The organism is Seminibacterium arietis, from assembly GCF_042675725.1.
GTDB lineage: Bacteria > Pseudomonadota > Gammaproteobacteria > Enterobacterales > Pasteurellaceae > Seminibacterium > Seminibacterium arietis.
Genome location: NZ_JBHTJN010000011.1, coordinates 200,178 through 224,773, shown reverse-complemented (window position 1 = coordinate 224,773; position 24,596 = coordinate 200,178). Strand labels below are relative to the sequence as shown.

At 34.6% G+C, this 24,596-nt stretch carries 20 protein-coding genes and 2 pseudogenes; 8 read left to right on the top strand and 14 right to left on the bottom strand.

What is annotated here, in order from left to right:
* The first annotated feature begins 31 nt into the window (after nucleotides 1–31).
* The 4 genes from ACFQ02_RS06680 to ACFQ02_RS06665 all read left to right on the top strand — a co-directional run bounded on the left by ACFQ02_RS06680 (nucleotide 32) and on the right by ACFQ02_RS06665 (nucleotide 9,424).
* Nucleotides 32–2,296, top strand: coding sequence for an NADP-dependent malic enzyme (locus ACFQ02_RS06680; RefSeq protein ID WP_380820860.1), 2,265 nt, complete (start codon nucleotides 32–34; stop codon nucleotides 2,294–2,296).
* Nucleotides 2,297–2,457: 161 nt separating this feature from the next.
* Nucleotides 2,458–3,099 carry a superoxide dismutase [Mn] gene (gene sodA, locus ACFQ02_RS06675; RefSeq protein ID WP_380820857.1) on the top strand — a complete coding sequence of 214 codons (642 nt, stop codon included), beginning with the start codon at nucleotides 2,458–2,460 and terminating at the stop codon, nucleotides 3,097–3,099.
* A gap of 359 nt (nucleotides 3,100–3,458) precedes the next feature.
* Nucleotides 3,459–7,925 carry a glutamate synthase large subunit gene (gltB, locus tag ACFQ02_RS06670; RefSeq protein WP_380820855.1) on the top strand — a complete coding sequence of 1,489 codons (4,467 nt, stop codon included), beginning with the start codon at nucleotides 3,459–3,461 and terminating at the stop codon, nucleotides 7,923–7,925.
* Nucleotides 7,926–8,020: 95 nt separating this feature from the next.
* Nucleotides 8,021–9,424, top strand: coding sequence for an FAD-dependent oxidoreductase (locus ACFQ02_RS06665; protein ID WP_380820853.1), 1,404 nt, complete (start codon nucleotides 8,021–8,023; stop codon nucleotides 9,422–9,424).
* A 50-nt stretch (nucleotides 9,425–9,474) separates the two neighbouring features.
* Here ACFQ02_RS06665 and ACFQ02_RS06660 read toward each other — a convergent pair whose 3' ends face one another.
* From ACFQ02_RS06660 to arsC, 3 genes and pseudogenes are all read right to left on the bottom strand, one after another.
* On the bottom strand, nucleotides 9,475–9,771 hold the full coding sequence (locus ACFQ02_RS06660; RefSeq protein WP_380820851.1) for a DUF5377 family protein: 297 nt from the start codon (nucleotides 9,769–9,771) through the stop codon (nucleotides 9,475–9,477).
* A pseudogene (locus ACFQ02_RS06655) lies at nucleotides 9,743–10,035 on the bottom strand (alternative ribosome-rescue factor A). The gene ACFQ02_RS06660 and the pseudogene ACFQ02_RS06655 overlap by 29 nt, the downstream one beginning before the upstream one ends.
* 96 nt (nucleotides 10,036–10,131) lie before the next feature.
* Nucleotides 10,132–10,480 (bottom strand): annotated as a pseudogene (gene arsC, locus ACFQ02_RS06650) (arsenate reductase (glutaredoxin)).
* Between the two features lie 83 nt (nucleotides 10,481–10,563).
* On the opposite strand from arsC, the gene ACFQ02_RS06645 reads away from it, so the two are divergent.
* The 3 genes from ACFQ02_RS06645 (at nucleotide 10,564) to ACFQ02_RS06635 (ending at nucleotide 13,378) form a co-directional block, all read left to right on the top strand.
* Nucleotides 10,564–11,616, top strand: a complete 1,053-nt coding sequence (locus tag ACFQ02_RS06645; protein ID WP_380820849.1) for an AI-2E family transporter — start codon at nucleotides 10,564–10,566, stop codon at nucleotides 11,614–11,616.
* Nucleotides 11,617–11,720: 104 nt separating this feature from the next.
* Nucleotides 11,721–13,148 (top strand): membrane-bound lytic murein transglycosylase MltF, encoded by a 1,428-nt coding sequence (gene mltF / locus ACFQ02_RS06640; protein WP_380820846.1) that lies wholly within the window; start codon nucleotides 11,721–11,723, stop codon nucleotides 13,146–13,148.
* Nucleotides 13,149–13,192: 44 nt separating this feature from the next.
* Entirely contained in the window at nucleotides 13,193–13,378 is a 186-nt protein-coding gene (locus tag ACFQ02_RS06635; protein ID WP_380820843.1) for a hypothetical protein, read from the top strand.
* A 41-nt stretch (nucleotides 13,379–13,419) separates the two neighbouring features.
* Here ACFQ02_RS06635 and mutT read toward each other — a convergent pair whose 3' ends face one another.
* From mutT to secM, 3 genes are all read right to left on the bottom strand, one after another.
* Nucleotides 13,420–13,824: an 8-oxo-dGTP diphosphatase MutT gene (gene mutT / locus ACFQ02_RS06630; RefSeq protein WP_380820841.1), complete on the bottom strand. Its 405-nt coding sequence runs from the start codon at nucleotides 13,822–13,824 to the stop codon at nucleotides 13,420–13,422.
* A gap of 84 nt (nucleotides 13,825–13,908) precedes the next feature.
* On the bottom strand, nucleotides 13,909–16,608 hold the full coding sequence (gene secA, locus ACFQ02_RS06625; protein WP_380820840.1) for a preprotein translocase subunit SecA: 2,700 nt from the start codon (nucleotides 16,606–16,608) through the stop codon (nucleotides 13,909–13,911).
* A gap of 74 nt (nucleotides 16,609–16,682) precedes the next feature.
* Complete coding sequence (gene secM / locus ACFQ02_RS06620) at nucleotides 16,683–16,997, bottom strand: secA translation cis-regulator SecM (RefSeq protein WP_380820838.1); 315 nt, start codon at nucleotides 16,995–16,997, stop codon at nucleotides 16,683–16,685.
* 98 nt (nucleotides 16,998–17,095) lie between these two features.
* Here secM and ACFQ02_RS06615 point away from each other — a divergent pair, with 98 nt between their 5' ends.
* Entirely contained in the window at nucleotides 17,096–17,416 is a 321-nt protein-coding gene (locus ACFQ02_RS06615; RefSeq protein ID WP_380820836.1) for a DciA family protein, read from the top strand.
* Nucleotides 17,417–17,505: 89 nt separating this feature from the next.
* Here ACFQ02_RS06615 and ACFQ02_RS06610 read toward each other — a convergent pair whose 3' ends face one another.
* From ACFQ02_RS06610 to ACFQ02_RS06575, 8 genes are all read right to left on the bottom strand, one after another.
* Nucleotides 17,506–18,984 (bottom strand): nicotinate phosphoribosyltransferase, encoded by a 1,479-nt coding sequence (locus tag ACFQ02_RS06610; protein ID WP_380820834.1) that lies wholly within the window; start codon nucleotides 18,982–18,984, stop codon nucleotides 17,506–17,508.
* A 15-nt stretch (nucleotides 18,985–18,999) separates the two neighbouring features.
* Nucleotides 19,000–19,845 (bottom strand): Dam family site-specific DNA-(adenine-N6)-methyltransferase, encoded by an 846-nt coding sequence (locus ACFQ02_RS06605; RefSeq protein WP_380820831.1) that lies wholly within the window; start codon nucleotides 19,843–19,845, stop codon nucleotides 19,000–19,002.
* Between the two features lie 4 nt (nucleotides 19,846–19,849).
* Nucleotides 19,850–20,938 (bottom strand): 3-dehydroquinate synthase, encoded by a 1,089-nt coding sequence (aroB, locus tag ACFQ02_RS06600; RefSeq protein ID WP_380820829.1) that lies wholly within the window; start codon nucleotides 20,936–20,938, stop codon nucleotides 19,850–19,852.
* 42 nt (nucleotides 20,939–20,980) lie between these two features.
* Nucleotides 20,981–21,508 carry a shikimate kinase AroK gene (gene aroK, locus ACFQ02_RS06595; RefSeq protein WP_380820827.1) on the bottom strand — a complete coding sequence of 176 codons (528 nt, stop codon included), beginning with the start codon at nucleotides 21,506–21,508 and terminating at the stop codon, nucleotides 20,981–20,983.
* Between the two features lie 227 nt (nucleotides 21,509–21,735).
* Nucleotides 21,736–23,106, bottom strand: coding sequence for a type IV pilus secretin PilQ (gene pilQ / locus ACFQ02_RS06590; protein ID WP_380820825.1), 1,371 nt, complete (start codon nucleotides 23,104–23,106; stop codon nucleotides 21,736–21,738).
* A gap of 8 nt (nucleotides 23,107–23,114) precedes the next feature.
* Nucleotides 23,115–23,534, bottom strand: coding sequence for a hypothetical protein (locus ACFQ02_RS06585; RefSeq protein WP_380820823.1), 420 nt, complete (start codon nucleotides 23,532–23,534; stop codon nucleotides 23,115–23,117).
* A gap of 2 nt (nucleotides 23,535–23,536) precedes the next feature.
* Nucleotides 23,537–24,073, bottom strand: coding sequence for a hypothetical protein (locus ACFQ02_RS06580; protein WP_380820820.1), 537 nt, complete (start codon nucleotides 24,071–24,073; stop codon nucleotides 23,537–23,539).
* On the bottom strand, nucleotides 24,051–24,584 hold the full coding sequence (locus ACFQ02_RS06575) for a hypothetical protein (protein WP_380820818.1): 534 nt from the start codon (nucleotides 24,582–24,584) through the stop codon (nucleotides 24,051–24,053). Before ACFQ02_RS06575 ends, ACFQ02_RS06580 begins: the two co-directional genes overlap by 23 nt.
* Between the last annotated feature and the right edge of the window lie 12 nt (nucleotides 24,585–24,596).

Here is a 24,596-nt window from a genome sequence, read left to right as displayed (position 1 = left end):
TATTTAACAGGCATATAAAAGAGGGATTTTTATGGATTTTCAACTACGTCAAGCCGCATTAGATTTTCACGAATTTCCAAAACCAGGAAAAATTGAAGTAACACCAAGTAAATCACTTGCAACTCAGCGAGATTTAGCATTGGCTTACTCGCCAGGTGTTGCGGTGCCTTGTCTAGAAATTCAAGCAGATCCAGCCGCTGCTTATCGTTATACTGCCCGTGGTAACCTTGTTGCTGTGATATCTAATGGCTCAGCGGTTTTGGGATTAGGTAATATAGGGGCTCTTGCGGGTAAGCCTGTTATGGAAGGGAAAGGAGTTTTATTTAAAAAATTTGCAGACGTAGATGTTTTTGATATTGAGATCGATGAAAAAGATCCCGATAAATTAGTAGAGATTATAGCCGCACTTGAGCCTACCTTTGGTGGTATTAATCTTGAAGATATAAAAGCTCCAGAATGTTTTTATATTGAACAGAAGTTACGGGAACGCATGAAAATTCCAGTATTCCATGATGATCAACATGGAACAGCGATCATTTCTGCAGCGGCAGTACTTAACGGCTTACGCATTGTGAATAAAAAAATTGAAAATGTAAAATTAGTAGCTTCTGGAGCAGGAGCAGCCTCTATTGCGTGTTTAAATTTATTAGTATCGCTTGGTATGAAACGAGAAAATATCACTGTATGCGATTCTAAAGGTGTGATTTACAAAGGGCGTGATGCTCATATAGACGATACTAAAAAGCGCTATGCCGTTGATGATAATGGTGCAAGGACTTTAGGTGATGTGATTCCTGATTCCGATATTTTCCTTGGATGCTCTGCAGCGGGGGCATTAACTCAAGAAATGGTAAAATCTATGGGACCAAATCCTTTGATTCTAGCATTAGCTAATCCAGAACCCGAAATTTTACCGCCATTGGCTAAAGCTGTGCGTCCTGATGCTATTGTATGTACGGGGCGTTCAGATTATCCAAATCAAGTTAATAACGTACTTTGTTTTCCATTTATTTTCCGTGGTGCATTAGATGTAAGTGCTACTACGATCAATGAGGAAATGAAATTGGCTGCCGTGTATGCTATCGCAGATCTTGCACTGGCAGAGCAAAATGAAGTTGTCACATCAGCTTATGGTGGCAACGAAGTCTCTTTTGGGGCGGAATATCTGATCCCAAAACCCTTTGATCCTCGTTTAATTGTGAAAATTGCTCCAGCCGTTGCTAAAGCTGCAATGGATAGTGGCGTTGCGACTCGCCCTATTGAAGATTTTGATGCTTATGTCGAAAAACTTAGTCAATTTGTTTATAAAACTAATTTGTTTATGAAACCTGTGTTTGCAAAAGCAAAACAAGACAAAAAACGAGTGTTGTTGACAGATGGTGAGGAATCTAGAGTGTTACATGCAGTTCAAGAAGTAGCAACTTTAGGTATTGCTGAGCCAATTTTAATTGGTCGAACAGCGGTAATTGAACAACAGATTAAAAAATTGGGATTACTTATTAAAAAGGACATAGATTTTAAAGTTATTGATATTGAGAGTAACCCATATTTTGATGAGTGTTGGACGGCTTATCATCATAAATTAAAACGCCATGGTATGACGGAATCTGGTGCGAAACTCAAAATGCGTCATAATTCTACCGCACTTGGAGCAATGTTAGTTGAATTAGGAAAAGCTGATTCCTTACTGTGTGGTTTAGTTGGACCTTATGGATCGCATTTGAAAGAACTAAGAAAAGTGATGAAAGTCAAAGATGGTGAAATCCCTGCAACCGTCAATGGGCTAATTTTACCGATAGGAAATTTATTTATCGCTGATACCTTTGTTAACCCAAATCCAACTACAGAAGAATTAGCGAAGATTGTATTGATGTCAGCACAAGAGATGCAACATTTTGGTATTAAGCCACAAGTTGCATTAGTTTCTCATTCTAATTATGGCTCTTTTGAAGATGAAAGTGCGGTAAAAATGAAAGGTGTTTTACCGCTAGTTCGTCAAGCTGATTCAGACTTAATTATTGATGGAGAAATGCGTTGCAACATTGCGTTATCAGAAAGCTTACGAAATGAAGTAATGCCCGATAGTCCAATTAAGGGGGCTGCAAATTTATTAATTATGCCAAATATGGAAACAGCTCGTATTAGCTTGAATTTATTACAAGGAACAAGCAATGCAGTTACTATTGGTCCTATTTTAATGGGGTTTGAAAAATCAGTACATGTATTGACTTCAGCTTCATCGGTTCGCCGAATTATTAATATGATAGCAGTCGCAGCTGTAAAATCTCAGGTTTAACGTTAATTTTTTAGCTAAAAGGGCGAATTAGTTTCGCCCTTATTTTTTACTAATAGTTACTATTATTTTAACAAAAAGTAAACTTTTAATGATCTAAATCAATTTTTTTGTTAGAATGTCCGCGATTTACTCTAACATTTTTATTTAATAAGGAAAATATTATGGCTTATACTCTACCTGAGTTAGGTTATGCTTATGATGCATTAGAACCTCACTTTGATGCAATGACAATGGAAATTCATCATAGTAAACATCATCAAACTTATGTTAATAATGCTAATTTGGTCATTGAAAATTTACCCGAATTTTCAGAAATCTGTCCAGGAGCATTGCTAACTAAATTGGCAGAAGTTCCTGCTGATAAATTGACCGCACTTCGTAATAATGTTGGTGGACATGTTAACCATTCTTTATTTTGGAAGTCTTTAAAAAAAGGAACGATTCTACAGGGAGCATTAAAAGAAGCGATTGAACGAGATTTTGGTTCAGTTGATGCGTTTAAAGTAGAATTTGAAAAAGCAGCAACTACTCGTTTTGGTTCTGGTTGGGCGTGGCTTGTGATTGACGAAAAAGGTAAATTATCAGTAGTTTCTACTGCTAATCAAGATTCTCCATTGATGGGCAAAGAAATTGCAGGTTGTGCTGGTTATCCATTGCTTGGGTTAGATGTTTGGGAACATGCTTATTACTTGAAATTTCAAAACCGACGTCCAGATTACATTAAAGAGTTTTGGAATGTTGTGAATTGGGATTTCGTCTCAGAACGTTTTGAGAAAAAAATGACAAGCTGTGCTTGCAAATAACAAACTATATTTTCGTATCATGTTTAATAATAAGAGCGGTAGAACATCGCTCTTATTTTTTGATTTTTTCTATATATAAAAAGATAAAAATAAATTTTTTATAAAAACTACCGCTCTTTTTAGTTATTGTATAAGTTATTTGATAGATAATTATAATTCTCATTTAGATTTTATACTGAATTTAATATTCATTTTTAAAAATGATATATAAAATCCGATAAAACTGAATATAATTTCTATTGAATAATCTATTTTTATTGTTTATATTTAGGGGTTCATAAAATAGCCAGATTTCTCTGTTGTTTTGAGAAAAGAGCGGTGATTTTCATAAAAATTATAATTATTTGGGAAGTAAAAATATGACAACACTTTATGATCGTTCTTTTGAACGGGAAAACTGCGGTTTTGGCTTAATCGCTAATATTGACGGTGTGCAGAGCCACAAAGTTGTACGTAATGGGATCTTAGGGCTATCTCGTATGCAACACCGAGGAGCAATTTTGTCTGATGGTAAGACAGGGGACGGCTGTGGACTTTCGTTGCAAATGCCTGAAAGTTTTTTTCGAAATATAGCAGAAGAAAGTGGTTTTTCATTATCTAAAATCTTTGGTATCGGACAAATTTTTCTACCTCAAGATGAGACTCTTGCTAAGCAGTATATTGATATCATTAATGAAGAATTAGCGATTGAAACGCTATTAGTAGTAGCTTGGAGAGATGTTCCTACGAACCCTAACGTATTAGGATCGATTGCACTAGCAGATATGCCATTAATTAAACAAGTATTTATTAATGCTCCGAGCGGTTGGCGTAGAATTGACTTATTAAGACGCTTATATATTGCACGCCGCCGTATTGAAAAGCGTATTAATCACAATGATTTTTATATTTGTAGTTTTTCTAATCAGACAATTGTCTATAAAGGCTTATGCATGCCAAAAGATTTGCCAAAGTTTTATTTGGATTTGGCGGATTTACGTATGCAGACTTCGATTTGCTTATTTCATCAACGCTTTTCAACTAATACTCAGCCACGTTGGAAACTAGCTCAACCATTTCGCTATTTAGCTCACAATGGTGAGATTAATACTATTTCAGGAAATCGTGCTTGGGCGAGAGCAAGGGCCTATAAATATCGTACGCCGTTAATTCCAGATCTGCAAAGTGCGGCTCCTTTTGTTAACGAAACAGGATCTGATTCCAGTTCATTAGATAATATGCTTGAGCTTTTTGTGACAGGTGGAATGGACTTATTCCGTGCTATGCGTTTACTTGTACCACCTGCATGGCAACAAAATCCAGATATAGATGACGATTTGCGAGCATTTTATGATTTTAACTCTATGCATATGGAACCTTGGGATGGTCCTGCAGGGATAGTGTTATCTGATGGTCGTTATGCGGCCTGTAACCTTGATCGTAACGGTTTGCGTCCAGCTCGTTATGTGATTACAGAAGACCGTCTAATCACTATAGCTTCTGAGGTAGGAATATGGAATTATGCACCTGATGAAGTTGTTGAAAAAGGACGTGTTGGACCAGGTGAACTGCTAGTAATCGATACTAAAAAAGGAAAAGTTTTACATTCTGATGAAATTGATAATGAAGTCCGTTCAAGACATCCTTACCATACGTGGTTAGATAAGCACGTTCAGCGTTTAATTCCTTTTGAACAATTACCTGACAATGAAGTAGGAAAAGGAAATTTAAACGAAGATACACTTCAAGTCTACTTAAAACAATTTTTATACACTAGAGAAGAATTGGAGAATGTGATCCGCGTATTGGGTGAAAATGGGCAAGAAGCAGTAGGATCGATGGGAGATGATACGCCTTTTGCTGTATTGAGTCAGCGTCCAAGATTGTTATTTGATTATTTCCGCCAATTTTTTGCACAAGTAACTAATCCTCCAATTGATCCGCTGCGTGAAGCTCATGTGATGAGTTTGGCAACAAGTATTGGTCGTGAAATGTGTGTATTTGCTGAAGCGGAAGGAATGTCACATCGTGTTAATTTTAAATCTCCTGTATTAGTGTATTCTGACATGCAGCAAATTTTGAAGTTGTCACAGGAGCATTATAAACACCAAATATTAGAAATGACTTATAATCCTAATGAGTCCGATTTAAAGCAGGCGATTAAGAATCTTTGTGCGGAAGCAAAGCAGGCTGTACGTAATAATGTTGTGTTATTGATTTTATCTGACCGTTATATTACTGAAAATAAACAACCTATCCCGAGTGCATTAGCAGTAGGGGCGTTACAAGCTTGTTTAGTAGATTCTAATTTACGTTGTGACACTAATATTATCGTTGAAACTGCTGAAGCTCGAGATCCGCATCATTTCGCTGTGTTAATTGGTTTAGGTGCAACAGCAATTTATCCATATTTAGCTTATGAAACGCTATATCAAATGATTCAAAAAGGTGGCATCAATAAACCTGTACGAACAGTGATCGCTAATTATCGTAATGGGATTAATAAAGGTTTGTACAAAATTATGTCGAAAATGGGAATCTCTTGTGTGTCTTCATATCGTTGTGCAAGATTATTTGAAATTGTTGGTTTAAGTTCGGATGTAATTACATTTTGTTTTCCTGGAATCACTAGTCGTATTGAAGGTGCAAATTTTGCAGATTTACAACAACAATCTACCGAAAGTCGTAGGCGAGCATGGCGTCGTAGCCAAAATATAGAGATGGGTGGATTTCTGAAATTTAAGCCTCAAGGAGAGTATCACGCTTATAATCCAGAGGTAATTAATAGCCTGCAGGCAGCGGTTAACACTGGTGATTATAATAAATATTGTGAATTTCGTGATACAGTGAATAATCGTCCAATTACTACAATTCGTGATATGTTGCGGTTAAAAACAGAATCACGTAGCCCAATTGATATACAGCAAGTAGAGTCAGCAGAAAAACTTTATAAGCGTTTTGATAGTGCAGCGATGTCTATTGGTGCATTAAGCCCAGAAGCTCATGAGGGATTAGCAATAGCTATGAATCGTTTAGGCGGTTATTCTAATTCTGGTGAAGGTGGAGAAGACCCTAAACGCTACGGCACAGAAAAAGTATCAAAAATTAAACAAGTTGCTTCAGGTCGTTTTGGAGTTACACCTGCATATTTAATGAATGCTGAAGTAATTCAAATAAAAGTAGCTCAAGGGGCAAAACCAGGTGAAGGCGGTCAATTACCTGGAGATAAAGTGACACCTTATATCGCTCAGTTGCGTTATGCTGTGCCTGGTTCGACGTTAATATCACCACCTCCTCATCATGATATTTATTCTATTGAAGATTTAGCACAGCTGATTTTTGATCTTAAACAAATTAATCCAAATGCATTGATTTCAGTAAAATTAGTATCGTTGCCAGGCGTAGGAACTATTGCGACAGGTGTGGCGAAAGCTTATGCTGATTTAATCACTATTGCTGGTTATGATGGAGGAACAGGAGCAAGCCCATTAACTAGTGTCAAATATTGTGGATGTCCTTGGGAGTTGGGGTTAGCAGAGGCTCAACAGGCTCTAGTAGAAAATAATCTTCGTCACAAAGTGCGGTTACAAGTTGATGGTGGATTAAAGACAGGGTTAGATATTGTCAAAGCCGCAATTTTAGGAGCAGAAAGTTTTGGATTTGGTACCGCACCTATGGTGGCATTGGGGTGTCGCTATTTACGAATTTGTCATTTGAATAACTGTGCGACAGGTGTTGCAACTCAAGATGACACTTTACGTAATAAGCATTATCACGGTATTCCTGAAAAAGCGATGAATTATTTTAAATTTATTGCTCAAGATGTGCGTGAAATTCTAGCTCAACTAGGAATAGAAAAATTAACTGATTTAATTGGTCGAACAGAACTATTGGAAATCATTGAAGGTAAAACCGATAAACAAAGAGGCCTAGATTTAAGCAAATTGCTCTATTCACCTAAGGTACCAAGTGGTAGTAGCCGTTACTGTACTCAATCTAACCCTGCTTTTGATAAAGGATTATTAAATAAAGATATCGTTGCACAAAGTCAGAATGCTGTTGAACGTGGTTTAAGTGTAGAATTAGATTTCGATATTAGCAACCTTGATCGTTCAGTAGGAGCAACATTATCTGGGTTGATTGCTAAACGTTATGGTAATCGAGGTAATCCATTACAAGAATTTAATTTAAACTTTAATGGTACAGCAGGGCAAAGTTTTGGTGCATGGTTATCAGGTAGCATAAACTTGAATTTGACAGGAGATGCTAACGATTATGTAGGTAAAGGTATGGCTGGTGGGCGTATAGTAGTTAAACCACATAGTGGGGTCGCATTTAAATCTGATGAAGCTACTATAGCTGGAAATACTTGTTTATATGGTGCCACAGGAGGTGAATTATTCGCTTCAGGTCGAGTTGGTGAACGTTTTGCAGTGCGTAATTCTGGAGCATTAGCTGTAGTTGAAGGTATTGGTGATAATGGTTGTGAATATATGACTGGTGGTGTAGTGACTATTCTTGGTAAAACTGGTATTAATTTTGGAGCTGGTATGACAGGTGGCTTTGCTTATGTGTTAGATCATGATGGCAAATTCCAAAGTCGTATTAACCCTGAATTAGTAGAAGGTTTACGAATTGTTGATTTACCAACTCATCAAGAACATTTACGTGGCTTAATTTCTCGTCATGTAGAGCTGACTAGAAGTGATATTGGTGAGCGTATTTTAGTCGATTGGGAAAATTATGTTTCTCGGTTTGTGCTAGTTAAACCAAAAGCTAATGATGTTAATAGTTTATTGGGACATAAGCGTCGTACTGAAATTGAAGTTCACACTGTCGCCCAATAATAACTTTGTTTGATGAGTTAAAAGTGCGGTTAAATGATGAAAACTTTTTAACTTAGCTGCACTTTTATAGTAAGAATTAAAAGAAAGGAATAAAAATGAGCCGTGATAATGTTTACCAGTTTATTGATTTACCACGAGTGGATCCGTCAAAGATACCTTTAAATATCAGAAAAACAGAATTTATTGAAATTTATCAAATCTTTAGTGAATCACAAGCTAACGCACAATCAGATCGTTGTTTAGAGTGTGGTAACCCTTATTGTCAAAGTAAGTGTCCATTGCATAATAATATTCCCAACTGGCTACGATTAGTTCATGAGGGGCGGATTTTTGAAGCCGTAGATCTTGCTCATACTACTAATAGTTTACCTGAAATTTGTGGAAGAGTTTGTCCACAAGATCGTTTGTGTGAAAATGCTTGTACTTTAAACTCGGAGTTTGGTGCAGTAACAATTGGTAATATGGAAAAATACCTTACGGAAAAAGCGTTTGAAATGGGATGGAAACCAAATCTGAAAGGTTTGATAAAATGCGATAAAAAAGTAGCTATTGTTGGAGCTGGCCCTGCAGGATTGGGTTGTGCAGATGTATTAATTCGCAATGGTATTGATGTAACAGTTTATGAACGCCAACAAGAGATTGGTGGATTACTAACTTTTGGTATTCCATCGTTCAAGTTGGAAAAAAGTGTCATGACTCGTCGTCGTGAGATTTTTACTGATATGGGAATTGAGTTTAAATTAGGTATCGAAATTGGAAAAGAACTCAGTCTTGATCATCTAGTTGCTGAATATGATGCTGTATTTTTAGCTGTTGGAGTATATCAAGGGATGAAAGCTAACATTCCAAATGAAGACACTCAAGGCGTATATTCAGCATTACCGTTTTTAATTAGTAATACTCAGCACTTACTTGGCTTTGATTCTCCAGATTATGTTTCAATGCAAGATAAACGAGTAATTGTACTTGGTGGCGGTGATACAGCAATGGACTGCGTTCGAACTTCAATTCGGCAAAATGCTCGTTCAGTCACTTGTGTATATCGTCGAGATGCTAATAATATGCCAGGTAGTCGAAAAGAGTATAACAACGCTAGAGAAGAAGGAGTTGAATTCCAATTTAATGCTCAGCCAGTTGAAATTATAGTTGAAAATGGAATTGTTGCTGGCATTAAAATTGTAAAGACTAAAATGGGAGAAGCAGACGTTAATGGACGCTGTAAGGCTGAAATTATCCCAAATAGTGAAGAGGTTATTCCATGTGATGTGGTAATTATTGCCTTTGGTTTCGCTCCACATGATTTGCCTTGGTTAGACTCAGTTGGTGTAAATTTAGATAAAAATGGTCATATTTCTACTTGTGGTGAATTAAAGCAACAAACAGCTAATCCTAAGATTTTCGCGGGTGGTGATATTACAAGAGGATCTGATTTAGTCGTAACTGCGATTGCTGAAGGGCGTGATGCAGCTCAAAGCATTATGGAATATTTAAACGTCTAAAGCAGTAATTACCCCAATATTTTGGGGTAATTACTTTTTAATATATTGAATTATTCTACTTTTACTCCTAAGTTACCAATTTTAACACCAACTAGACCAAGAGAAATCGCATTCAAATAATCAGCTAAAAACTTAAATAATTCTTTTATGTCAGTAAAAGTGCGGTTGATTTTAACTTGATCTTCTACTTTACGAGTAAATTCATAACAAATATTTTTATCATCAATATGTGCAGCTAAAGTTATATAAATTTTTTCAAAAAAATGACTATTAGCACCTTCTTCACCAGGATCACTAATTCGTACATTCCAGTTATTACTATATAAAATCTCTGTTTTTACTGACATATTTTTCTCCATTGTATGCATTATTTAAGTTTAACAAAAACCCGATTATTAAATCTCTACTGACAAAAATTTGATAATCGGGTTTTCAAAATATTTTTTAGCATGCTTTTCCCTACGCTGGTAACTGCCTTTACCTTTTCGTTTCTTTTCTATACGCTGACGAAATAGTTTATCATGTAATAATGCCAATATTGCATTATCGCTAATTAAACCTTTCTCGTGTTGATAAATAGTTTCATTCCCACTTCGTGGATGAAGTAAAATTTTGTTGCTTTTGTTAGTCACCACATTTTCCTCTTCGATTAAACACTCACAATTTGTTATTAATAGCTTCATATGAAAGCGTAATTATAAACTAAATTATAAAATTGCTAAAATACTTTCAGGAGGACGTCCTATTTTAGCTTTATCACCGTTGATCACTATTGGGCGTTCTAATAGTGAAGGATTTTCACAAATAGCTTGCAATAATTCTAGTTCCGTCAAGTTTGGCTTTCCTAATCCTAAGTTAATATAATTGTTCATGCGTTCTCATCATTTCACGAGCAGATTGCAAACCTAATTTTTTCATTAGAGATTGTAATTGAAGGATAGAGTAGGATTTTTCTAGATAAAGCTCGATAGTTGGATTCAAATTATGCTCTTTTAATAGTGCTAAGACTGCTCGACTTTTAGAGCATTTTGGATTATGAATAATTGTCACTGTCATAAAAATATTTTCTTGTTAAAATAAAGCAATATAAAATTTACCTATATAATAAAGAAAATTTTCCGCAAAAGGAAAGAATAATTATGTTAGCGATGTTAAAGAATTGGTATGAACGCCGTTTTAGTGACCCACAGGCTGTGGCGTTACTAGGTATTTTACTATTTGGATTTATAATTATCTATTTTTTTAGTGACTTATTAGCTCCATTATTAATTGCTATTGTATTAGCGTATTTATTGGAATGGCCAGTGAGTTTATTAACGAATAAATTAAAATTTCCACGTCTATTGTCAGTTATTTTAGTGCTAGGAAGTTTCATTGGAATTACTTTTGTGATGATTATTTGGATTTTGCCAATGCTATTAAATCAAATGATTAATCTTTTTAGTGATTTACCTCATATGTTTAATACTTTTAATGATTGGTTACTTTCATTACCAGAAAATTATCCTGAAGTAGTTGATTATCAAATGTTAGAGAATTTATTAAGTACTTTTAAAAGCAAAATTTTAGGCTTTGGTGAATCAGCTTTAAAATTTTCTTTAATTTCATTGTTGAGTTTAGTCACTTTGGGTATTTATGCTTTTTTAGTTCCTCTAATGGTGTTTTTTTTATTAAAAGATAAGCAAGAATTATGGGGTTATGTTGCAAAATATTTACCGCGTAATCGAACGTTAGCTCATAAAGTTTGGAAGGAAACGAAGCTGCAAATTGCTAATTATATTCGAGGCAAAATTCTTGAAATTATTATAGTTGCGGCAATCACGTATTTAATTTTCTTATTTTTCGGATTAAATTATTCACTCTTGCTTGGAGTAGCGGTGGGAATTTCTGTATTAGTCCCTTACGTAGGTGCAGTGTTAGTAGCTATTCCAGTAGTATTAGTCGCAGTATTTCAGTTTGGTATCACTCCAACTTTTTGGTATTTGATTGTTAGCTATATTGTGAGTCAATTATTAGATGGTAATTTATTAGTACCACTTTTATTTTCAGAAGCAGTTAATTTGCATCCATTTACCATTATTGTATCTGTATTGATTTTCGGTGGTTTATGGGGATTTTGGGGAGTATTTTTTGCTATCCCATTAGCCACCTTGGTGAAAGCCGTAGTTCATTCTTGGCCTTCTAGTGAATAAAAAGTGCGGTTGATTTCTTCAAAAAAATAGATAATGCTTTTTTGCTAGAATGATCTAGTTTATATGGTTAAAATACAACAAATATTTAGAATTATAGAGGTCATTTGAAAGGTTTATTTTTACGTATTGTCAGTGGATTAGCCTTGTTATTGTGGGCAATCGATATGGTTTCTCCTTGGCAACATATTATGCGTTCAGAAGAAAATCGTTATACCGCAATTAAAGCAAGAGAAAAATTAATTGTTGGTACCGTGAATAATCCTGTTTCTTATTTTATTGGAATAGAGGGACAAAAAACAGGATTAGAATATGAGCTGGCTAAAGCTTTTGCTGATTATTTAAATGTTGAGTTAGAAATACGAGCTATGGATAATAGTGAGGAATTGTTCACAGCATTGGAAAAACATCAAATTGACATTGCAGCAGCAAATTTAAGATACCAGCCTAAAAAATTAGAGAAATTTCAGATTGGACCAGGTTACTATTCAACTTCTTGGCAATTAGTTTATCGAAAAGGTGAGATCCGCCCTACCTCTTTGGCACAATTGAAAGGGGAGCTAGTTATTGCTAAAGGAACTGAGTTAAACGAAATTTTAACCGCACTTAAAGAAAAATATCCTGATTTAAATTGGAAAGTAGTGGATAAGACTCAGGAAGAGTTACTGATTCAAGTTGCTGATGCACAAATAAATTATAGTATTGCTAATTCTATTTATGTCTCTAGCACGCAACAGATCAAACCTAATTTAGCTGTTGCTTTTGATGTAACTGATGAGACTACAGTGCATTGGTATTTGCCTAATAATTCCTATAATGAGTTACAGGCAGCATTATTGGATTTTATGGATGGAGCCATTGAAACGGGGTTAGTTGCTCGTATTGAAGAGAAATACTTTAATCATTTAGGGCAATTTGATTATGTAGACACCCGATCTTATCTAAATGCAATAGAAACAATTTTACCTAAATATCAACCGCTCTTTGAAAAATATAAAGGTAGTTTAGATTGGCGATTTTTAGCCGCAGTAGCCTACCAAGAGTCCCACTGGAATCCTGACGCAACCTCACCAACAGGGGTAAGAGGTATGATGATGTTAACGAAGGCAACAGCAGATAGAATGAAAATTACTAATCGTCTTGACCCCGAGCAAAGTATTAAAGCTGGCTCAGAATATTTACATATGTTGCTTAATCAGATGCCCGAAAGTATTCACCAAGAAGATCGTATTTGGTTCGCTCTTGCTGCTTATAACATGGGATTAGGGCATTTACTTGATGCAAGAAGATTGACTCGTAATTTAGGAGGAGACCCTGATAATTGGCTTGATGTTAAGAAAAATCTGCCACTGCTAGCAGAAAAGCGTTACTATACTAACTTGAAATATGGTTATGCTCGTGGCTATGAAGCATTTCAATATGTGGAAAATATTCGTCGCTATATGAACAGTATAATGAATTATTATCGAGTGCAGCAAAATATTTCAGAGAAAGAGATTGTAAATAATTCAATAGAAGCATCTTATTTTAGCTAGATAATTAATTTTGTTTTATAACAGGATAAGAAAGGAAATAAATCATGAGAAGAAAAACTTTTTTGAAAAAAAGCAGTCGAAAACTTTTTCGTTTATCACAAGGGCGTGCATTACGTTTAAAACGAGCGAAACAGCAAAGAATGGGGATCTGGTCTAGACATTCAATTCAATTTTTCATTAAGCAAGATTTTTGTGGACAACCTTATTTAATGGATTTATCTCAGAATTAAAACGGTTTATGTTTAATTCAACGCTCTTTTTGTTATTATGTTTACACTTCGCTTTCTGCGAGTAGGCGTTGAATTAACTTTGCATTAGCTGGGGGGAATAATCCTTCATCTAAATCACTTTGAGCTATCCACATACCCTCTTGCCCCTCTCGTCCGAAAGGTTCACCGATCCATTGTTCAATTAAATAAAAGTGGAATTCAATAATTTTAGTTGGATATTCAAATGAAAATCGTTCAAAAACTACCGCACTTAGAACGTGAATGCCGATTTCTTCTTCTAATTCTCGTTGTAATGCTTGTTCTGGTGTTTCGCCTTTTTTAACTTTTCCTCCAGGAAATTCCAAAGACTGGGCAAAATCTTGCCCCTCAAGCCTTTGAGTTAAATAAATTTTTCCAAACTCGTCACGGATAATACCAGCAGCAACATGAATTGTAACTTTGTTCATAAGATGTTTCTCTATTTGATAATTTATAAAACTGAGAATGTAGAGTGCGGAAAAAATGAAAATTTTCACCGCACTTTTGTATCGCTACACTACTTTTGCTCTATTACCATGACAATGTTTGTATTTTTTGCCTGAGCCACAAGGGCAAGGTTCATTACGTCCAATTTTACGTTTATTTATTGCACCATTATCTGAGTCTTCTCCTTGCGTGGAATAGTTCATCGCTGCATTTTCGCGTTCAGCTATAGCCTGACGAGCTTTTTCAGCCTCTATTACCTCTTCTTGAGTACGGATTTGTACTCTACTTAGAATGGTAATTACGTTTAATTTTAAAGCATCAAGCATATCAGTAAACATTTGGAAACATTCTTTTTTGTATTCTTGTTTTGGATCTTTTTGAGCATACCCTCGTAAATGAATACCTCGACGTAAGTGATCCATTGCAGCTAGATGCTCTTTCCAAAGCTCATCAAGAGTTTGTAGCATAATACCTTTTTCAAAGTGTTGCATAGTTTCTTCGCCAACTTGTTCAATTTTGTTGCGATATTCTTTCTCTGCTGCTTCAATAATACGTTCTCGTAGAGTTTCTTCATGTAAAGCATTATTTTCTTCTAACCATTTTTCAATTGGTAAGTCTAATGCAAAGTCTTGTTTTAATCGTTGCTCCAATCCTGATATATTCCACATTTCTTCTAATGAATTTGGTGGAATATATTGATCTATCACCATGTTGAAAACATCTTTTCGGATTGCATCGATTGTGTCAGAAATATTTTCATTATCTAATAAGATATTACGTTGCTCATAAATAGCATGTCGTTGGTCATTAGCAACATCGTCAAATTCGAGTAGATTTTTTCTTCCATCAAAATTGTGTGTTTCTACTTTTGCTTGAGCTGAAGCTATTACTTTTGCCAATAATTTTGACTCCATTGCTTCACCAGCTGTGCTGAAGGCTTTACGCATCATATTCAGCTTGCCTTCATTTAAATAGATTCGCATTAAAGCATCATCAAGAGATAAGTAAAAACGAGAAGAGCCTGGATCACCTTGACGACCAGAACGCCCACGTAACTGGTTATCAATACGTCTTGATTCATGTCGCTCTGTACCAATAATATGCAAACCTCCAGCAGCCTTAACAATATCATGACGTGTTTGCCATTCAGATTTTATTTTTTCAATTTGCGCTTCTGTTGGATTATTTAATTTTGCAATTTCAGACTTCCAGTTTCCGCCTAAAACAATATCTGTACCTCGTCCAGCCATATTCGTTGCAATAGTAACTGCACCAGGATAGCCTGCATTTGCAACAATTTCGGCTTCTTGAGCGTGGAATTTAGCATTTAATACTTTATGGTTGATTCCCGCTTTTTTAAGTGCATTAGAGAGTAATTCAGATTTCTCAATAGAAATTGTTCCAACTAGTACAGGCTGGTTGCGAGAAATGCAGTCTTTAATATCTTCGATAATTGCATCAAATTTATATTTTTCATTCTCAAACATGACATCTGTACGATCGTCACGGATCATCGGTCGGTTAGTTGGAATAACAATAGTCTCTAACCCATAAATTTGCTGAAATTCAAATGCTTCTGTGTCAGCTGTACCCGTCATACCAGCTAATTTTTCATATAAACGAAAATAGTTTTGATAAGTAATAGAAGCTACAGTTTGATTTTCGCTTTGAATCGGAACGCCTTCTTTTGCTTCGATTGCTTGATGTAAACCATCAGACCAACGACGTCCTGTCATTGTGCGTCCAGTGTGTTCATCTACAATAATAATCTCATCGTCTTTAACAATATAATCTACATTGCGTTCAAAAAGTTTATGAGCTCGGAGTGCAGCATAAACATGGTGCAATAAAGTAATTTTTGATGGCGAATATAAAGATTCATCAGCTTTCATTAAACCTTGATTGACTAGCCAATGTTCTATTTTTTCCTGTCCACGTTCGGTGAGGTATGCTTGCTTAGTTTTAAGGTCGAGGGTGAAATCTCCCTCTCCTTGGTATTCTTCAGTGTCTTCTTTTTCTTGATAGATCAAACTTGGGATTAGCTTATCGATAGCTACATAGAGTTCTGAGCTATCTTCAGAAGGACCTGAAATAATTAAAGGGGTTCTAGCTTCATCAATTAAAATAGAATCCACTTCATCTACTAAAGCGTAATATAATTGCTTTTGAAAGCGATCTTTTGCGGAATGAGCTAGATTATCTCGTAAGTAATCAAATCCTAATTCACTATTTGTAGCATAAGTAATGTCAGCATTATAGGCTGCTTTTTTTTCTTCTGGAGGCATATTAGGGACATTAACACCAACGGTCATGCCTAAAAATTCAAATAAAGGTCGATTAGTATCTGCATCACGTCGAGCAAGATAATCATTCACTGTTACTACGTGTACTCCTTTGCCTGTTAACGCATTCAAATAGCAAGGTAAAGTCGCAGTTAGTGTTTTACCTTCACCTGTACGCATTTCTGCAATACAACGATTATTTAAAACCATTCCCCCAATTAATTGAACATCGAAATGACGCATGCCTAACACTCGCTTACTTGCCTCTCGTACAGTAGCAAAAGCTTCGGGCATTAAACTCTCTAAAGTCTCACCTTTTTTCAATCTTTCACGAAATTCGGTAGTTTTTGATTTTAATTGGTCATCAGTTAATTCTTCAAAGAGCGGTTCTAATTTATTAATTTTTATGACTTGTTTATTTAAACGGCGTAGGACACGATCGTTCCGACTACCAAAAATTTTTGTTGCAATAGTTCTTAACATAGTTTCTTGTTTCTAAAAAAATTATTCAAAGGGGGGACAACATTATTATTGACCCTAAGTAAAAAAAAGTAAATTTATGCGTTGAAGCAAGGACCAGCTCGAATAGGAGCATTATAATGAGAATAGAGGATAAAAAATTGTGGTTCAACTTTATTAGTAGTACTTTCTTTAATAAAAATAGGGGAAGTGTTTTCTAATAAATGTTGACGAGCTTGCTCTATCAAATTGATAGTATACTGATATTTTTGAGTTTGATACTGTTCATTTGGATAATTGCTTTTAGTAGCGTTATCTTCTAGTCCTTGTGCACTGGGAAAAGCAAAAATTGCAATCATACTGAGAAGTAATTGCGACCAAAAATATTGTTTGCTTTTATATAATTTCATCATTAAAAATCTTTTATTTATCTACCGCACTTATTGTAGCGGAAATTTGCTACAATGTCTTATAATCCTAAAATATAAGATTAAAAAAATGGAAAACAAGTATGAGACATGAAAAAATCATGAATGTGCAGGATATTTTACAAAGTTCGCCATTTAATCAGATTATGAAAAAAGGGCTAATGGTGCATGATTTAAATTTACAAATTGAGCAACTATTTCCATCACAATTCAAGGGATTGTATAGAGTTACTAACATTGAAGGAGAAAAACTGTTTTTTGAAGTTGCTAATGCAATAGTTCGACAAGGGTTGTTATTTAAACAACAACAATTGTTATCGTTAGCTAAAATAATTAACCCTAAAGTTAATTGCTTGGTGTTTAACATCAATCCGTCATTAGTAAAAAATAATTTGAATATGTAATGTTTATTAAGTGTGGTGTTTTTAGAAAAAAATTGCATCTTTTCTAAAAACACTCAATGACTAGTTTTTTAGCCAGTTTCGTAAGTTAGTTAACAATGGGATGCTAATTCAGCTGATAAATTTGCTCGTATTTCATCAAAATTAGTGTATTTTAATAACTTACCATTCTCAAACACTAATTCTAATTGATCATTTGAAAAATCATCATTACTACTGAGTTCGTCAACATAGTTGTCTAATGAAATGACTTTTACACGCCCACGTTGAGATTTCTTAAGTCCATCGTCTGTTTTAGGATTTTTAAAAATCATTTTTTCTTTCCCATTGATGATCGCTGAAGTGCCTTTTGTTGCAAAACCGAGAGTATCTCTTGTGTGGTATTGATAAGTCAGTGAGCCGACGCCGAAAATTAAATTGTTAGAAGCAAAGCCTTTGGCTTTTAGCCCTTCAAGGATACGACACATTTTTTCGTAATTAATTCCATCCCCATAAATTGCTCCAATATGAGGATCTAACTCCTTATAGTGTTTATCGTTAATCTTCCCTCCAAAAATATCCCATAAGCATTCAATTAAGCCTTTTTTCTCGTGAGGAGTATCTGCGTTTATGTCGCCACAAATAATATTATATGAATCACCACTATCAGGGCGAATAATTAGTTTGGCTTTATCGGGGCGATTCATGATCTCCTCTTTTAAAATAGGTAGATTAACAGTAATATTGTGCCAAAAATCTACAGTATCAGAAACAATTGAGAGCATACTATTAGGATATTTGGCCATCAAATAGCGGAAAGTTGCGAGTTCGTCTGCCCCGTGTGAACTCATTACTGAATGTTCTGTTGCTGGAATAGATGTTCCGATAAGTTGTGTTGATCCGTAATAACGTTCAATGAAAGAAATAGCTGGAATAGTATCAGTACCTAAAAATGAAATTAAATGTCCTGCTCCTGAACTTTCCGCACTTTCTAGTGAACTCATACCTCGCATAGAAAAGTCATGTGCTTGAAAAGGAACATGAAAATCGTTATCACAAGTTTCTTGAGCTAAACGAGTTAAAGTAATTCGATAAGCACGAGCAATGCTTGCTGAAACGATAGGTTGCCAAAGAGACATATTAATCAAAGTTTCAAAATAGTTAGTTAGCCAAAAAAAATCATGATGAGTATTCTCAATTGTCATCATTGGCACCTTGATTGCCACAGATTTTCCCTCAGGAATAGCTTTTATTTTTAGCGGAAGGTAACCTAAGCGATGTAACTTTAATATGTGATCTGTATTAGGCGTAAATTGTAGTGTTCGTTCAATGAACTGGATGTATTCTTCTGTCACTTCCCGTTCAGTGCGTGCAAAAAAATAATGATTAAAGTAATTTATCAAATATTTAGTAATAAATGCTTGAAAACCAAAAGAAACAGCACGTTCTAAGTATGGTGCAGATTTATTACTACGTGGAGTAAAAGTGCTGTAGATGACTTGAGTACCCTCAGGGTATTGATCTTTATGAAATACTTTATAGAAATCACATAATAAAGTTGGTATAGCAATTGGGTTTTTCTCTTTTAACATAATATTTTTCCATATTTATAGAAACGCAGCGATTAGTTCATTAACTTTTATTCGTTTTTTAGAAGATTGACTAATAGAACGCTGCACTTTTAAAGATTTGAGCTTTGCTCCTTGATAAATTTCTCGAGTAAATTTTGTATCATGATTGGAAATTATGACAGGAATTTTCCATTTGTTTGCTGTTTTCTTAGCTAAATCCGCGAGCTCTTGTTGATGATATAGCGAAAATTCGTTGCCAGCATATCGAGTAAAATTAGTGTTCTGAGTAAGAGGAGCATAAGGCGGATCACAATAAATTACCGCTTGCTCATCAGCAAACTCAAAGGCTTTTTGAAAATTATCGCAAATAAATACCGCTCTTTGAGCTTTTTGAGCAAAGTTTTTTAATTCTAATTCAGGGAAGTAATGTGTTTTATATCGTCCAAATGGTACGTTAAATTCACTTTTCGAGTTGTAACGGCATAGCCCATTGAAGCCAAAACGATTTAAATATAGAAACAATACTGAGCGTTCAAAGTTATCAGTAGAGTGATTAAAGCGATTACGTTGTTGATAATAATAGGCTTCAGTGTTAGCTTCTAGATGAAAAAAAACAGTTTTGCAAGCATCGATATAGTGATCTACATCTTGTTTAACTATATTGAATAAACTAATTAAATCAGGATTTATGTCAATTAAGATATAACGTTCAAAATGACTGTTTAAAAAAACTGAACCAGCTCCTACAAAAGGCTCAATGAGACATTGCTGTTGTTTGGGGAAAAATTTGTTAATTTCATCGGTTAGACGGAACTTACCACCAGCCCATTTTAAAAAAGGGCGGTGCTTTTTTCTGTTGTTTTTAACATTATGCGAGCTCATTTTGTCAATCAGTTTGCGTACAACAGCGAATAGCTTCCAAAACAAGAGGAAGCTCTGTTTCTGTAGCAATATATGCTTGACCCAATGATTTTAACAAGATCAATCGTAATTGCCCACTTAGTACCTTTTTATCTCTCATCATATAAGGAAGATAATCTTCAGGTTGCATTCCATCAGGTGAATAAGTCGGTAAATTTGCTCTTGCGAGTAATTTTTCTAAACGAGCTACATCATTATCGTCTAAATCGCCCAATATTTTAGAAAGCACAGCAGCCATCATGGAACCAGCAGCCACAGCCTCTCCATGTAACCAATTTCCATAACCTAAGTGAGTTTCAATAGCATGACCAAAAGTGTGACCTAAGTTAAGTAATGCACGTTCATTTTTTTCAGTTTCATCTCTAGCTACTACATCAGCTTTAATCTTACAACAATGAGCAATACATTGTTGGAGATGTTTCTGATCTAAGGCGACAAGCAAGTCAATATGCTTTTCTAGCCACTCGAAAAATGAGTAATCTAAAATAGCTCCGTATTTAATGACTTCAGCTAGACCTGCATTAACTTCTCGCTTTGGCAAAGTTTTTAGAGTTTGAGTATCAATAATAACTGCACAGGGTTGATAAAAAGCTCCGATCATATTTTTACCTAACTCGTGATTAACTGCAGTTTTTCCTCCAACAGAAGAATCTACTTGAGCTAGTAACGTAGTAGGAATTTGAATAAAACGAATGCCTCGTTGATAAGTTGAAGCAGCAAAGCCCGCAACATCACCAATTACTCCCCCACCAAGTGCAATAATCGTAGCATCACGTCCATAATTAGCTTTTAAAAGTGCGGTAAAAATTAAGTTTAATGATTCAATAGTTTTATATTTTTCGCCATCAGGTAGTAGGACTTGTTCTACGATACACCCTATTTGTTGCAATGTGGCTATTAAGTTCGTTAAATAATATTTTGCAACAGTAGGATTTGTCACCACCATAATTTTATCGCCAGCTTTAAGAGGATAAACATTGGGATTAGATAGTAATCCTTCACCTATATGGATTGGATAAAAGCGTTCTTTTAATTCCACATTGACATTCAACATCCTACTGTCCTTTTTTATAGAAGAGCTATTAATTTATAGTCATTAGCCATTAAAGTTTTCGATTAAATCAATAATTTGATTTGCCATAACTTTTGCACTTTGATCATCAGTAGGTAGCGTAATATCTGCGATTTCCTCGTACAGTGGATTGCGAATTTTAGATAGTTCTTCCAATACTTGACGAGGATCATCAACGCCTTGCAATAGAGGACGCTTTTTATCTCGTTGTGTCCGTTGAAATTGCTTTTCTACAGTAGTTTCTAAATAGATTACAGTTCCTCTAGCAGACAAGTAATTACGGTTATTTTTTGATACTACTGCACCGCCGCCAGTAGACAGTACAATACCTTGTTTTTGAGTTAGTTCATTAATGATTCGCTCTTCCCGTTTACGAAAGCCTTCTTCACCTTCCACATCAAATATCCAGCTAATATCAGCCCCCGCACGTTGTTCGATTTCAGTATCTGTATCAATAAAATCCATGCCTAAAAGTAGAGCCAACTGACGACCTATTGTGCTTTTTCCAGCCCCCATAGGTCCTACTAAAAAAATATTACGTTTTTCTGCCATTTTGTTGTTTATTCTTCTAAATGAATGAGAAATAAATAGATCTTTCCGATTGTACAAAACACAACCATAGAAACCGAATGTGGTTGTAAAAGATCACCTAAAAAATAATTGCGATTATCTCAATAAATAGCCACCTTTTTCAAGTCTATATATATTTATTTGTGGATATTTATACAAAATCGCTTAAGTGCGGTTTGTTTTTTGCTGAATTTTGTTTCAACTTGTAGTTATTTTTGTAAAACAGCTGGTTTGATTTGCCCTTTCTTTAAAATATGTGGTGTGACGAAAATGACTAACTCCCTTTTCTGATGACGTTCGACTTCTTTGCTAAACAAATGTTTTAGTAATGGAATATCACCTAGTAGAGGCACTTTATCCACGTGTTTTGTCATATTGTCATGAAAGACACCTCCTAAAACAATAGTTTCTCCATCTTTGGCAAAAACTTGAGTATTGATTTCTTGTTTATCGATTGAAACGACTTCATTTTGTCCATAGGAAACACGTTGGCCAGGTGAGTTTTGACTTACGACGAGATCTAGTAGGATAGTGTTTTCTTTAGAAATATGTGGCGTAACTTCCAAACCTAATACAGCTTCTCTAAATTCTACAGATTGATTGTCATTTTTATTGTTATTAACGATGTAAGGAATTTCAGTTCCTTGTTTTATACTGGCACTTTTTTTGTTAGTGGTTAAAAGACGAGGACTAGCAATAATTTCCACATTATTTTCTCGTTCAAGTGCGGTTAGTTCTAGGTCTAGCAAACGACTGTTAATTTTAGCAATTTGAAATGCAACAGAACCAGCTGGTGCAGTTGTTGTAGGAAAGTTTACGTTAAGTTGATTGACGATGTTTTCGAAACCATTTGCACCTAAACTGCCTGCCACTTTATGACTTGTTGCTGTTGGATTAAAAATCCCCCAACGAACGCCAAGTTCTTTTAAGCTCTCGTCATTGATTGTCACAATTCGTGCTTCAATAGCTATCTGCTCAATTGGCTTATCCATTTCTGCCACCACTCGTTTAATTTGTTGTACGATTGACTTTTCATCTTGTACAATCAATAAATTACTGCGATCATCAAAAGTAATGCTACCACTAGATGATAATAATGAGCCATTACCAGTAGTTAACGATTTCATCACTTCAGAGGCTTTTGCAAAATGGAGTTTTATCGAAGTGGCTACAGGCTTAGTTTGTGGTTCTACTGTAATATTAGCAAAATTAACCGCACTTTCGGTTTGTTCCATTTTGGAGGCAAATCTTGCAGGATTATCATCACTAGCTTTATTAAGATAATAAATGCCTTTTTCTTGCCAAAGATCTAATTGTTGTATTTTTGCGACTGAACGTAGTAACTGATCAAAATCAGTTTCTTTTAATTGAAGAGATATAGTCCCCTCTAACTCATCATTGATAATTAAATCTACTTGTTGCTCCATAGCTAATTGCTGTAATGTTGCCACTAAAGGTGCTTTTTTTAGTCTGATAGAAAAAACCTTATTCTCTTGTACAACATTTGATTGAGCTAAAAGTGGGGTAGAAAAGAATAGAAAAAATATACTGCATTTTAGCAATTTAACTAGATAGTTCATATTTGCTCCTAAAGTTTAATGTTGATAGGTTCTGGTTGCTGACAACTTCTAGCTTTTTGCCAACTAAGTAAGCTGATTTGTTGTAATTCTATTTTGTTAATTTTTAATTTTTCTTTTGCAATAAAGTCCCCTTCATTTGCACTCATCACAGTTTGATTATTATTTATAAAAAATATTTTAGTAGAATTTTTTCCTATAAGTACTCCTATAAATTTTATCTGCTCAAAAGGCGTTTCATGAGCAATAGACAGTTGTGTTGAGTGGCAAGATAACGTACTTTTCTTTGTGGGCTGAGGAGTAGACATACTTTCTTTTAGATAACGCTGAGTTTTGTCAAAAGGATCTGTAGCAAAAGTTATTCCTTCACTAAAATTGAATAAAATAAAAAGAATAGCCCATCGATTAAATGATTTATTTATTACTTTCATAATCAATTCTCCGTAATATTTAGTTGTAGTGATATTTCTGATTCAACAGAGATGTCGTCATTATCATCATTGTTTTTATTTATCTTAATAAAAAGTAAATCAATATTTTTGTTTTCATTGAAAAGATCACTAATAAGCTGATTTATATCAGTAAAATATCCTTTCATATTTAAAGTTAGTATCGGTTTTTTTTGATATTCCCAGTGAGTTGAATGAATATTTAATTTTGTAGGTAGTAGCCTTTTTAGTTGATTATTTACAGTAGAAATATGAGAGGTTAACTTTGGAGTTAATAATTTATTATCCGTTATATTTTGTAAGGCATATAGTAATTTTTGTTGATGAACTATTTGTTTTTGTTTTAAAACAATATCCTCCTTTAAAAGGATTATTTCTTGATTTTTACTTAAATAGTTATTGAAAGGTAAGTAGATGAAAAACATCATGATTACTGACAATAAAATATGTTGTTTAGCAGTAGATAATGAAATGAACTTACCCATTAAGTTGTAAGGATTATTCCATATTTTTTTGTTCATTAATTTTCTCTCTCGTATCTATTTTTAAATCAAATTCAAAATAAATTTGGTCTTTTGTCGGTTTAAATTGGATTAGTTCAATTTTTTCGAATAATGTATGTTGATTAAGAAAATGATGGATCATTTCAAATTCATTTTGATCCTCAACGTAACCTTTAAGTTGTAATGATTGTATTGAAAAAATAATTTGTGATAATTCACCTTCTTGAAGTGGCAGCTCATTAAGTAAATTCAGAACTTCAAATAAGTGCGGTCGTTTTATCGGTAATTTATTTTCATGTAGCTTGTAGTGAGGTCGCAACTTTTCTGTTTGTTGTACTAATTGTAGTAAGTTTTGTGATAAGCTGCTAAGCTGATTGCGATGTTGTATAATATGTTGTTGGTTTTGATGATTTACATATATAAAGTAGCTGTAAATTATTGCAGAAAAAATGAAGTAGACTAAACATTTTATTAATGTTTGTTTTAAATTATATTGGTGTAATTTTTGTCGCCAAGGTAATAAATTCATCTTTTTTCCTTT

What these genes read in the sequence shown, in the direction of transcription:
- aroK (WP_380820827.1), bottom strand. Translation starts at nt 21,508, where the DNA reads ATGGCAGAAAAACGTAATATTTTTTTAGTAGGACCTATGGGGGCTGGA.
- ACFQ02_RS06615 (WP_380820836.1), top strand. Translation starts at nt 17,096, where the DNA reads ATGAGACATGAAAAAATCATGAATGTGCAGGATATTTTACAAAGTTCG.
- ACFQ02_RS06605 (WP_380820831.1), bottom strand. Translation starts at nt 19,845, where the DNA reads ATGAGCTCGCATAATGTTAAAAACAACAGAAAAAAGCACCGCCCTTTT.
- ACFQ02_RS06585 (WP_380820823.1), bottom strand. Translation starts at nt 23,534, where the DNA reads ATGAAAGTAATAAATAAATCATTTAATCGATGGGCTATTCTTTTTATT.
- sodA (WP_380820857.1), top strand. Translation starts at nt 2,458, where the DNA reads ATGGCTTATACTCTACCTGAGTTAGGTTATGCTTATGATGCATTAGAA.
- ACFQ02_RS06610 (WP_380820834.1), bottom strand. Translation starts at nt 18,984, where the DNA reads ATGTTAAAAGAGAAAAACCCAATTGCTATACCAACTTTATTATGTGAT.
- ACFQ02_RS06680 (WP_380820860.1), top strand. Translation starts at nt 32, where the DNA reads ATGGATTTTCAACTACGTCAAGCCGCATTAGATTTTCACGAATTTCCA.
- aroB (WP_380820829.1), bottom strand. Translation starts at nt 20,938, where the DNA reads ATGTTGAATGTCAATGTGGAATTAAAAGAACGCTTTTATCCAATCCAT.
- secM (WP_380820838.1), bottom strand. Translation starts at nt 16,997, where the DNA reads ATGATGAAATTATATAAAAGCAAACAATATTTTTGGTCGCAATTACTT.
- gltB (WP_380820855.1), top strand. Translation starts at nt 3,459, where the DNA reads ATGACAACACTTTATGATCGTTCTTTTGAACGGGAAAACTGCGGTTTT.
- ACFQ02_RS06660 (WP_380820851.1), bottom strand. Translation starts at nt 9,771, where the DNA reads ATGTCAGTAAAAACAGAGATTTTATATAGTAATAACTGGAATGTACGA.
- ACFQ02_RS06580 (WP_380820820.1), bottom strand. Translation starts at nt 24,073, where the DNA reads ATGAACAAAAAAATATGGAATAATCCTTACAACTTAATGGGTAAGTTC.
- secA (WP_380820840.1), bottom strand. Translation starts at nt 16,608, where the DNA reads ATGTTAAGAACTATTGCAACAAAAATTTTTGGTAGTCGGAACGATCGT.
- mutT (WP_380820841.1), bottom strand. Translation starts at nt 13,824, where the DNA reads ATGAACAAAGTTACAATTCATGTTGCTGCTGGTATTATCCGTGACGAG.
- ACFQ02_RS06575 (WP_380820818.1), bottom strand. Translation starts at nt 24,584, where the DNA reads ATGAATTTATTACCTTGGCGACAAAAATTACACCAATATAATTTAAAA.
- ACFQ02_RS06645 (WP_380820849.1), top strand. Translation starts at nt 10,564, where the DNA reads ATGTTAGCGATGTTAAAGAATTGGTATGAACGCCGTTTTAGTGACCCA.
- ACFQ02_RS06635 (WP_380820843.1), top strand. Translation starts at nt 13,193, where the DNA reads ATGAGAAGAAAAACTTTTTTGAAAAAAAGCAGTCGAAAACTTTTTCGT.
- ACFQ02_RS06665 (WP_380820853.1), top strand. Translation starts at nt 8,021, where the DNA reads ATGAGCCGTGATAATGTTTACCAGTTTATTGATTTACCACGAGTGGAT.
- pilQ (WP_380820825.1), bottom strand. Translation starts at nt 23,106, where the DNA reads ATGAACTATCTAGTTAAATTGCTAAAATGCAGTATATTTTTTCTATTC.